Here is a 12,273-nt window from a genome sequence, read left to right on the forward strand (position 1 = left end):
CCTCACAGTGTTGAGTTTCCATACTGAGGTCCTACACCATTCCGCACTCACTTCATTTCTTCTGATAGCCCTTCTACAACGTCAATCCTATATATCTTATGTATCCCTAATTTTTCGGTAGTGGTTAGCTTGTATATTTCAGGTTCTTCTGTAGGTTCTAGAACAGTCCACTGCCAATCTGATCCTGGGCTCGTCGTGATGGCCGCGATCTCTTTTGCATCCAGATCTAGCGGGATCGTTTTCTTAACAGCTTGATTAGAGACCTCTTTTACAATTAAATTCACCTGATTATTTCGCTGGGACATGTTGATTATCTCCAGATTGTACTCGTACTTCTGATCCGATGTGCGGCTGACAGGATCACTTTCTACTCGCTCTGGTTTCACTGAATGTTCTAATGCATTTATAAACGCTGGAGTACAACACATTAATATCAAAATGAATAACCCGCCATAGATCATGGTACTTATACTTAAGGAAGAGTTCCATTTCCTTATTAAAATGACTACTGAAATCATATTAATCATGAGCGATGGTATACCACAAAGAAGCATGATCGGCATACCGACCAAATCGAGTGATCTTTGAAAATTGGATGTAGCAGCGACTAAAAACCAAATAAATGCAACTAAATTAACGAGAACGGTAGCACCCCAAATCCATTTGATCCACTTTGACACATGTTCACCTCCGGTATAGGAATAGCCCTGCTCTATGACTCGAATACAAGAAGTAAATCTTTAAGTAACCATTGCTACTTCTATTTCCTATTGATATTAAAGAAAATGCCCCCAAATATAACTGAAGGCATCTTCTTTTGAAAAATGAAGAATTTTTATACCTATAGTAAAAATACATACAATTCTAAAAGGAAAAAATCCCCACTCTTTCAAACCAATCTTTTACTGTATTTTTGTTATGTTAATAGGAGTTCCCCAATCATCCAGATAAAAAGCAAGATTGGATCTAATATTTACTCGGGCCCAATCTTTCTTGTCTACAGGAAATTTTTCTTCGCCAAAGCTCGTTGAACTAACGGTAATATAATACTTTCCATCATTTTCATTTTTTTTTGTTACTACTCCTGCCAGAGGATCTTTTGTTAGCTCTTTATTAATCGAAACGATGTATAAATACTTTCCTTCGTTTAAATATCGATAGGTTATTACGTTACCTTCTTTCAATTTGTTACATGATGGACTTTCAAATCGCTCTGTTTGAGTACTTTTTTTGCTTTTTGGCGGACTATCAACAGTTACCTTGCAAGAATCACCTTCATGATCAACCGATATTATATATCTAGTAGATTCTGTAGGAACTGAATCTTTATTAAAAATAAAAAAAACAATTATTGCAATCACTATCAATGCACCTATTATTAATCCTTTTCTCAAAGTACTCCCACTCTCTAACATAGTTTAATAGTATAATCTCCAGCCTGTCCATGCAGTAGGTTTACCATCACTAGTAACAATTACAGATTGAATTTTATGCCCTTTGGGATTTTTCACATAAATCATTGTAGTTACAGTCCCCTCTTCAGTTACTTCAACATTCCCCAAAACTGATGCTACTAAATAGTTTGTGTTTCCGAATCTTTTACTCGTAACCAAATTCATGAGTTGAGAAGATACTTTCCCCATAATCGCATCCGCTTTTCCTTTTGCATACATATCTTCATAGTAAATACAATCAGGGCAATTGTATTTTGATGAATCGGCATAATAAACCTTATTATTACTAGGATTAACCATTACTTTCATATTTCTTGAAGTATCATGTTGCAATACAAACGCATTAAACACAGGTTCATTCTTCTCCAAAATTCCCTTCATTCCACTATTGCTTTTTCTTATGGTTTGGGCTTGATTCGCAACCTGATTTCTTTTTTTGTGAGCGTAAACCCACATCGGTGAATTGTCCTTAGCTTCTTTAAAAATTTTATCCCAGTGATGCCAATCTGCTTTCAACGAATTTAATCTCCAATTAATATTAAAAACGTCTACGTCTACAGCCACATGCCCACTTGGATCAACATATTTCAACGGATTGTTATTCACATACGAATATAGATTCAAACTCAATGGATCATTCAGTTCACCTTCATACGTATCCTCACCGATGAAACGGGCCATGCTTGGGTCGTACCAGCGAGCTCTCAAGTATTGCAGCCCTACCGTATCATCCCAATATTCTCCTGCGTATCGAAGTACATTCGGTACCGTTTCTTCTCTCGTTAACGGTCCGCCCCAGATATCGTAAGTGTAACTGTTCAGAACTTCGCCTGCATCGTCTACAAGACCAATGACATCTCCATGTCCGTTCAACTGGTAGTACTCCAGTTTGCCCGTCTTTTTGTCCTGCCGAGCCCATAGCTGCCCATACAAGTCATAGATATAAACGTAAGCAAGCTCTGCTTTTCCTGATGTTACTATAGCCTCAGCCATCAGTTTGGCTTCTTCGTCATAGTAATACCGAATGGTTTGCTCGCCTTCGGTACGTTCGTACAACAATCCATCGCCGTTATAACTATAGGTTACGGTTTTACCTTCTCCGGTAGCCTTAACCATACGATTCTGACTGTCATACGTATACTGTGCATCCTTCAGACCGTATATTTTTCCGCTTCCGGTACTGTATCGGTTACCGTTCTGGTCATAGGTGTACGTTTCTTTTTGCGTGCCCGTTTCAGTCTGAATCCGGCTCAATTCATCATAAGTGTATTGATCCGTTTTTCCGTTTTGGGTACGGGTCGTCATGTTTTTGTTACCGTCGTACTCATAGCTAAACTGTTGAACTGCGGAACTCCCTTGAGAGATCGTAACCCCTGAAAGGTCATATCCGTTAAATTGGTAGCTTGTACTGAGCCCTTTACCAAATGATAGTTTTTCCAGTAAGCTATTCGGTTTGTAACTGAACGTCATACGATCTACCGGTGTTGTTCCCGATGAAGCAAGAGCAGAGGCTCCTCCTGTACCCGAGGTAATATCCATGGAAGTGACCCGATTCATCGCATCGAGCTCGCCGTGAATACGCAGGGCTTGTCCCTTTACATCGGTCAACGTGTATCCCAGACGTTGCTGTGTATTATTTTCATAACTCAACTGTGTTCCGTCTGGAAATGTTAATCCGTCCAACATTCCATCTGATTGCTGATAGCTGTACGTCGTTTTGCCATGGTCGTCGGTCATGGAGGTTCTGCGCCCAACAGCATCATACGTATACGATACACTCGTATCTGGTGCCTTCATGCTTGTGAGCATGTCGTCACTGTTGTACGTGTATTCGGTGACTTTTCCAAGTCGATCCTGCTTTTTGATCAGATTGCTTCGTTTATCATAGTAGTAGCTGGTTGCAGAGCCATCCTGAATAGGGGGTGTCTGTTTAATTAGCCTGCCAAGTTCATCATACTGCTTGGTTACCGTCTGGCCGTTCGCTGATACGACCTGAGTCGTCTGACCTTGATAGCTGTAGAAATAACGGCTTGTCTCTTGCTTCGGTGTGGTGGCCGTTGCAATTTGACCCATAGCATCATACGTATACGTTGTCCGTTCGCCGTTACCATCAATAGATGCCGTCACATTGCCATCCAGATCATACTCTTTCTGTTGCAATGGAACGTATGCACCGTTCTGATATTCTTCCATCACTGTCACGCGGCCCAGTACATCTCTTGTTTCACGGGTTTTGTTGCCAGCGGCATCTTCATACGTTACCGTTCGATCTACAGCGTTATACGCTGTGTTAGCTGTGGTCGTATCTGGGTATTGAGTCTTGGTTGTTCGGCCCAACGCATCTACGACGAATCGGGTTACATTTCCTTCAGCATCTTCAACCGCAGTGACATTTCCTTCACGATCGTAGGCATACTTATAGGTAGCCTCTGCCGTCTGTTCTTCTGCCAGAAGACCTAACGGATTATACCGCTCTCTGGTAACCATACCGTCCGGGGCGGTGTTGGTAATGATATTTTTCACATCATCATAGGCAGTGACTGATTTTGTGCCATCCGCATGGGTGACTTGAAGAACCCGTCCGGCTTGGTCATACTGATACGTTTCTTCTTCACCCGAAGCATCGGTTACTTTTTTCAGTTCACTAGCACCGTTATATTCATATGAATCGACATAAGGAGTTGCTTTCCCGGCAATATCATTGACAATGGTTGATTTCGATTGAACTAAATGTCCCGCATTCGCATCATAACTCAGCGTCACCACGCGGTCTTTAGCCAGATAACCGCCTTTATCCGTTGTCGTGACAACTCTGCCTTTTGCGTCGAGTTTGATTTCGGAGTCAGATAATATCTGTCCTCCGTATCCGTTTTTGGTTACACTTCGTAATACAGATCCTTGTCCATTATAAGTCGTTTCCGTGTATCTTTCTAACCTGTCATTAATCTTAGTCGTTGTACGAATAGGTTGGATCCAAAAGTACGGAGACTTCCCGGTTTCATAGGCATAAGTCGTTTCTTGTCCCGTACTTTGCTTTTCGGAAGTAACCATTCCGTTCGTATCATAAGTCACCGTAGTAGTCAGTTTATCTCCTGCACGACCGTTCTCACTAGTCCATTCAGATTGTTCTGTAGGCAGATTCCGTTTATTTTGGCTATCGTACTTGTACTCCGAGTTATAGACGACGCCATCTGCACTTAATTCATGCTTGTCCACCCGGATTAAATCCGGCTGTGCAGCTGCACCGAATGATTTGGAGAACTTCCATGTATCCACCGTATTTCCTGATTTCACTTTGGTCGTCCATGAAGCGGATTGACCGTATGACTCCAGATCCTCTCCAGAGTATTCGAAATTAACTTTGTCCAGATCACCTTCGGCATCTGTTGAACTAAAATGACTTTTACGCTCTCTTACTTTGTATACAAAATGTACGGAAGACGTTCCAACCTGCTTCAAAGCCGGTATGTAGGCATAGTCTGTTATCGCTGAGGATGGGCTTGTAATACGCGACAGTAGCGCCGTATGCATCACACCATGTGCACTCTGATTTTGTTGAAGCTCCGGTAAAAAGTTGAATTTGGATTCCGGATAATAATACGTATAGGTCGTTGTTCGATCCAGCGCATCCGTAAACTCTCTCAGAATACGAATATCTCCGTCCTCACGCTGTGTATAGGTCACTTTCCGATCCGTTCCAGCAAGCTGAACAGTCATTTTCAGATCGCTATACGTAAATGTCAGCGCTTGACCTTCGCTATTTTCGATACGAGAGATAACACGGTTACCGTTTGAATTCGTATATTTGAAATTCACCGTGTTTCGGTAGGCATCCGTAATCTGCAACAATTCTCCCGTTTGTGTGAACAAATACTCGTACCCGTTGCGGATGGACAAACGATAACTGCTGGCTACCCCATCCACCGTTACAGTTGCATCTCTTTGAAGTGAAATATCATTCCATACATAACCTTCTAGTTGCAAATTTGCGTTTAAACGATAATAGCCCACACCTGGAATATAAATGTACTGGTTCTCACCACGTTGTTCCATAAAAGGTAGATCCCAACGCCAGCCCTGCCCAAGGCCTGCAGCTGTTTCTTTGCGCGGTGTTACCGCATTAGAATACGTTTGAGTCGCTTCGTCATACTTCACACCAAGCTGTCCATTCGCTCTAGCTGTATCATAAATACGTGTCAGATCGAAGGGAATCAAACCCGGAAGTGACAGATCGGCACTTTGAATCGTCATCTCCCCTGTAGCAGTTGAGATGGACTCAGCTCCAAAAGACGTCATATACCGGGATGCTTCATCCCGAAGATCGACATGATCAAGCCCTGTTTGATCCACGGTTGTTCCTGTACCTGGAACTTCATCGTCAACGGCAAGGATTGAAAAGGGTTTGAGCTGAGATGAATCATACGGTGTGGATGAGGAAGGGCGTAGCCCCTCCATGGTAATCGGTTCGCTGATTTCCTGGGTTTGAAGCCAGTTCTCAGCAGCCGCACCGCCTGAGCGATCTGTCTGTAACGCCTTATACAACTGATACAAGGAGTAACCTTGATCCAGTTTCGCTCTGATCCATTCCTCTTGAATACCAAACTGCTCTTGTAAACTATGAATTGTAATATAGGTAGCTGCAGGAAGAGAATCTCTTCCTTCTGACGACGATGCCGCCGCAGCCTGCCCTTCATACGCAAAAGAGCCAAGCCCAGTAAAAACTAATATCGCACATAACCAAATCAATGTTATTTTCTTAAACACTTCATCACCTCGACCTAGTATTAATAATCATTAATTAAATGGGAAAATTTTCTTAGTTCTTTTCGTTAAATTACCGTTACGGTCATACTCAAATACAATCTGATCTCCTGTGTACAGCACGACTTTTAGTAGCTGATTCGCATAACCGTATTCATAGCTGTTATCATTGCGGATTCGCATAGTAGCCGCTTTTATACTTCCTTTTATCGTTTTTCCATTCTTCTCACTCAGTTTGAGATAATATGTTTTCCCACCCTGCAGATCCCATTCAAGCACCGTATATTGCTCGCCATACACCTGCTCCTGATCTACTGAAGCAACTAGAGGTATGCTGAGTTCCTTGTCCTCATACAATTCAATCCGCGGCTCAATGGAAAAATCCTCTGATTCTTTTATCGCGATACGATATTTGGCTGAGTTGTACGGGCTGAATCGATAGTAGACATTCCCCTGTTGCACTTTGGGAAGCTCTGTCTCTGTATTCTCATACAAAGTTAAAAACTCAACTTCTACTTGTTTGGCCGTAAAATTGCGGTATGGAGCTACGAATTTCAACGTTTGCCCTGACACATTATGCACCTCAATATCCGATCTTCCAGGTACATGTTGTGGTCCTACTGCATTTTTCCCTTCCTTAACAACGACTTGGTTCTGATTACGGATTACGTAATCGTATACCAATCCTTCTACTTGAGATGTAAAGAGCACGGATGAGAAAGAAGATGTATTAGCGAATATCGCCGTGGTGTTCGGCTCCAAATTTCGTTTAAGGAGTGCAGGCTCCTGACTGGGACTAGCTATCACAGGTACACTGTATTGAATCGTTACTGGCTCAGAAGATATTGCAGTCATAACGAGTGTTCCGCCAGCAGGTATTTCCCAAGTATCCAAGTCCGAACCTGCCGTTAGATGCAAGAATTTATCGGTTCCTTCGTAAACTACAAAATCAACAATGGAACTGTTTGTTCCTACCCGATTGATTAGAGCCGTTGTTGAACCCGGATTAGTGAAAACTGCACTCTGTCCCTGCTTCACTGTAATTTCCGTTTCAAGTGATGGGACTTCGTCGTCTTGTCCACGGAAAATACGATAAATCCCTCCATACGTTATCGCTTGCTCGGAAATATTCGTAACGACAACTTTTTTACCACCCGAGACAAGGGGATCAAAAGCAACGGCTGTTCTCTTAGAAGATTCCGTTCCATCTGCATTATAGATGATATAATCAAAGACTCTTTGTTGATTACTAGAAGCATCAGTCCTGACCCTCTTGGAATCTGAACTTATATTTGTAAAGGCATAACTCTCTCCTTTGTTTAACGTTGCACGCAAATAAGCGGGTTCCTGGCTATCTACTACAGAAAAATCATCTGTGTATTCAAATAACACAGGTGTGCTTCCTACGACGGTAACAATCGCTTCTCCGCCAGATGGAATATTAGCGAGAGTACCATTGTTATTGAATTTGTCACTATATGCTTTGCCATCTGATTTATATACAACAATGTCATAGAGTGAGGCCACCGACTTCGCATTACTCCGGATTGGATTCCAAAGTGAACCGCCGTTATGAAATTTCACGGATTGTCCCGGTTCAACCGTAATCTTACTCAAGGCTTCGTTAGGCCGATCCTCCACATCAAAAATGGTATAGATGGCACCCATCGTTACAGGTTGTTCGGATACACCTGTAACTACGGCTTTGTTCCCATAAAAAACAACCGGAGCTGTTGAGGTTGATTTTTTGGTGCTGCGCTCCGTACCATCGGGGTAATAAGTTACATAATCAAATAAACGAGATTTGTTATTCGATGAAGCATCACTGTCGAGATATTCCTGACTTTTACCATAGTTCCAGAATGTCACACTTTCCCCTTGGTTCAACGTTACACGGTGATGGGATGGTTCCAGACTGTATTCAAAGGAAAAATCATCCGTGTAACTAAACTCAATCGGAACTTGTCCTACAACGGATACAACGGCGTAACCTTGAGATCGAATGATTGGATTGATATTTTTGTTAAAGCCGTCAGAATGCACAACATTTTCCGAGGTATACAAGGTGTAATCAAACACAGCTCCGTTGGCGCTGCTCGCATTGTTTTTAATTGGGTTGGCTAATGATCCGTTATTCCGGAAAATAACAGATTCTCCGGGATATACGGTCACTCTTGTTATCGCATCTCCGCCAGCTCTCTGAACATCGAAAGTTCTGTATGGTACACCGTATGTCACAGGTGTTGAGGTTACCAGTGTCACCACAGCTGTTCTGCCCGCAGCGATCGTCGGCTTTGTGGTTGAATTGGTCCCGGTCGTACTTTCTGTACCATCGGGAAGATAAACAACGTAATCATGTTTATCTTTAGAGGTTCCATCACTCTGAAGCGCATCCGATTTGGAACTAATATTCGTAAATTGATAACTCTCTCCTTGATTCAAAGTTACTCGTGTATACGCCGGCTCGTCACTCCAGTCACCCGTGTATACTTCATAGGGAAAACCAACGCTAACAGGCTGTGAACCTGCACCTGTAATAATAACTTCATTTCCTCCAGCAACCGAAGGCTTGCCTGTAGTTTGAAAATTTGAACTTACAAGGCTACCATCTTCTTTGTAAACAGCGTAGTCGATCTTCTTATCCTGGGTTGTGGAAGTATCCGCACTTAAAACTCTTGACTGTGATCCTTCATTGAAGAAGCGGTAACTTTCTCCTTTGTACAAAGTAACTCGGTGCATCGCAGGGTTTGTGGACACACCATAGGAAAACTCCGGTCGAACCGTAACGGTGAAAGGATTTTTCCCGCTTGATGTAATGACGATCGTGTAGCCTGAATTTACCGTTATACTTCCGGTAAAGTCTAAATTATCACCTGAAATACTTCCGTCCGGTCTATAATTGGCATAATCGTATGCACTACCTCTTGAGGTTGATGCATTGATACTTAAACTCCTGGCAACGGTCCCGGTATTGGTGAATGTATATGATTCTCCCGGATTCATGACTAGTGTTTCGTTCGCCAAAGCCGCTGCTTGGGTAGTGAACATGTGCTCTCCGTATGTATCATCCGTCACCGTAAACGGGTCTGATTCCTTCATATGTTCTTCACCTTCATTTACATCCTCAGGTTCTTCATAGAAATCGGGATCCCAAACCTCTACATCCGCCTGCCCTAACAGCACTGCATCCTCCGTAGAACGGTTAACATCATCACCCGTGCTCTCGGACGGTATTATTAAGGCTGATGGATCTGAAAGTGCATAACCGCTAGTTGGAAGCATGGTTCCAATAGCAAGCCAGAAAACCAGAAAAATAATAAAGCCTTTTCGTAAATTCATGAGATTTCTTTTCCTCCTTTATATTCATCTTCCAGTTCATCCCTTAAAAGAGATAAAGATGGTCGAATTATAAGTATCGTCATTTTCCTTAATTTAGGTAATAGTTAATTAGTCCTTGATTTTAGGGACTATTTCCCTTTTAAGGGTGTAAATAAAACAAAAAAGCCGCCAGATGGCGACTCTTGAATAGAATAAAACAGATTGTTGCTCTCTTACATATTAAATAATCCTCACTACTACTTTTCCTCTGAATAAATAAACACATAAGTACGCTCATCCGACATCTCTTCCGAGAAAACAAACGCTAACCGATCAAATCCTTTGATATCCTGCACATCTGAAATCTTCCGCTCTGCCATATACCGTACCATCTCACCTCTCGCCATTTTGGCGCGGGTTGCCTTCTCCACCATTTTCCCACCAACCATCTGTCCAAATACACAAGTGATAAAACGGCTTTCTTCTTTCAGAAAAGGCGTGATGTTTTTGCTATACTCTTTGGAAGCCAGATTGAGAATGCAGTTACTTTCCGCCTGAAGCTGATCAGCCAGCTTGCTGCCCCAGAACTGATAAAGGGATTTGAACCCCGGCCCTTGCAGCTTGCCCTGCATCTCCAACCGATACGGGGTAACCCCGGCCAAAGGACGCAACATGCCATAAAATCCGGATAATATGCGCAAATGTTGCTCCAAATACGCCAGCTCTTCCTGCTGAAAAACGCCAGGCGCCATATACTGATACTGAATGCCTTCATAGGCATAGATAGCTGGGGTAAGATTGGCCTTTAGGTTCATATCCCGAATTCGCTCCATGTTCAGTTCCGCGATAGCATCGTTGCACTTCCACAATGTTTTGAGCTCGTCATAGGACAACGTCTGAAGCAGGCTCAGGAGTTGTTCTGACTCATTTATGAATTGCGGCATTTGTGCGCTAGCCATCAGATCAGTGTCGACCTTCATCTTTTTGGCTGGTGATATAATAATTCGCATCGTTTCTAATCCATCCTTAATCTACCGTTATTATGTCGTTATTCATTGTACAGGATTGGATAGGTAAATCCAATGGTGGGGCATATTAACTCTTACAGGACCTCCTAAGAAAAACTCAAATAAACAAGCTATTCCACTAATGGACTCACTTGTTTATCAGAATTCATAAAATATAATTTTTCACGAATGTGGGTCAGGTGTTAATTGCACCCATTGCTCTCCTCTATAAGAGTAGACATACTCCTGTGGATCATCTTTTAATTTCACTACTACAGGATACTTCGGCATTTTACTACGACGAGCTGTGATGCTTATAATATCGTTTTCATTTAATCCTTTCTCAACAGTAAAATACCTTCTTAAACCGTCTTCTAGTTTCTTCATATCATTTTCATAGGAACCATACCATATAATTGAAACTACGCCCGCTAATATTATAAAAATGATTGATCCTTTTAAGAACTTCATTTTATTCACCTACCATTTACATTATAACAATATAAGCTGTGTGATGAACACGGCTTATATACCTATGAAAAGACTCAATAATGAACAAGGCAGCCCCATATTGGACCGGCTTGTTCATTAGAATTCAACATCTTCAATTGTTGAAAAAGTAAGGTATGCATTTTCAAAACGCTAATTAGGGAGACACGTTACCTGTGCTGCTATTTTGCTCTGTTTTGGTCGCCGGCAATTGAATCATTGGTGTATTTGATCCACTTACATATGGAAGAGCTCCATCCCATTTCTTGATGGTTTCATATTCAACGAGTTGACTGGATAAGGATTGTTGCAGCTCTTTATTGGCTTTAGCCTGACCTTCTGCTTCGATCAACAGTTTGTCTGCATTACCTTGCGCTTCCACGCGCTTGCGATCTGCTTCTTTCTTGGCGATCTCCAGTTCAGTCGTTTTACGTTCCAGTTCTTGAGACGCTTCGACACGCTTATCGATTGCTTCCTGAGTCTTGGCATCAGGTTGAGGAACACCTACAGTAACGTTAGATACAATAAAACCTAATTCCTTAACATCATCAGAGAAACGTTGTTGCACGTCTACACCTGCTTCAGATGACTTCTCGCCATAAACATCAATGACTGTAAACTTGGAAATACCTTTACGGGCTGCGTCACGGAAACGTGTTTTGAGATATGTATCCTCGATTTCTTGAATGCTAATGGGCCCAAATGTATTAAAAATAGAAGATACCTTACTTGGTTCGACTTGGTAGTTATAAGCAAAATCGATGGTGATGTTCTTTCCATCAGAAGTAGCAATCTGAATGTCTCTGTATTCAACCGTTTGAATCCGGATCGGATATTTGGTCACTTTATCAAACGCTCCAACAAGCTTCCAGCCTTGACTCAGTGTACTATCTTTTACGCCTCCATTGGGTGAATAGACAACCCCGACATATCCATTCGGAATTCGTGTTAAAAAGAAGGTCATCAGTACGACTCCCAAGATAATAACTAAGGCAACCGCGATCGCTCCTACCCTAAACGTCTTTGAATTTTTCATCACCATTCTCCTCTTGTTTGAATTTATTGTATTTCTTCAGAATTCTACTACCTATTTTATTGAATAGCGGGAACATTAATGACCATAGAATAAATGCTAGGATAAAGATTATAATGATTCCCCCAATAAATGGCATACTCGTCCTCCCTTCTTATAGATGTAACCCAAAGCACAAATTTATAATTAGCAACTAATTATACCCTTCTTT

7 protein-coding genes are annotated in these 12,273 nt (G+C 41.9%); all 7 read right to left on the reverse strand.

What is annotated here, in order from left to right:
- Positions 1-47 precede the first annotated feature (47 nt).
- A complete protein-coding gene (locus Q9R46_RS13840; protein WP_311280429.1) occupies positions 48-680 on the reverse strand; it encodes a hypothetical protein in 633 nt (210 codons plus the stop codon).
- 222 nt (positions 681-902) lie between these two features.
- Positions 903-1,394, reverse strand: a complete 492-nt coding sequence (locus tag Q9R46_RS13845; RefSeq protein WP_311280430.1) for a hypothetical protein — start codon at positions 1,392-1,394, stop codon at positions 903-905.
- A 24-nt stretch (positions 1,395-1,418) separates the two neighbouring features.
- Positions 1,419-6,218: an RHS repeat-associated core domain-containing protein gene (locus Q9R46_RS13850; RefSeq protein WP_311280431.1), complete on the reverse strand. Its 4,800-nt coding sequence runs from the start codon at positions 6,216-6,218 to the stop codon at positions 1,419-1,421.
- A gap of 30 nt (positions 6,219-6,248) precedes the next feature.
- The gene (locus tag Q9R46_RS13855) at positions 6,249-9,554 is read right to left on the reverse strand and encodes a hypothetical protein (protein WP_311280432.1); all 3,306 of its coding nucleotides are present in this window, start codon (positions 9,552-9,554) and stop codon (positions 6,249-6,251) included.
- Positions 9,555-9,790: 236 nt separating this feature from the next.
- Positions 9,791-10,543, reverse strand: a complete 753-nt coding sequence (yaaA, locus tag Q9R46_RS13860) for a peroxide stress protein YaaA (protein WP_311280433.1) — start codon at positions 10,541-10,543, stop codon at positions 9,791-9,793.
- 180 nt (positions 10,544-10,723) lie between these two features.
- The gene (locus Q9R46_RS13865) at positions 10,724-11,011 is read right to left on the reverse strand and encodes a DUF3139 domain-containing protein (RefSeq protein ID WP_311280434.1); all 288 of its coding nucleotides are present in this window, start codon (positions 11,009-11,011) and stop codon (positions 10,724-10,726) included.
- Positions 11,012-11,186: 175 nt separating this feature from the next.
- A complete protein-coding gene (locus tag Q9R46_RS13870; protein ID WP_311280435.1) occupies positions 11,187-12,065 on the reverse strand; it encodes a prohibitin family protein in 879 nt (292 codons plus the stop codon).
- Positions 12,066-12,273: the final 208 nt, after the last annotated feature.

This window comes from Paenibacillus sp. RRE4 (genome assembly GCF_031844205.1).
Classification (GTDB): domain Bacteria; phylum Bacillota; class Bacilli; order Paenibacillales; family Paenibacillaceae; genus Paenibacillus; species Paenibacillus xylanexedens_B.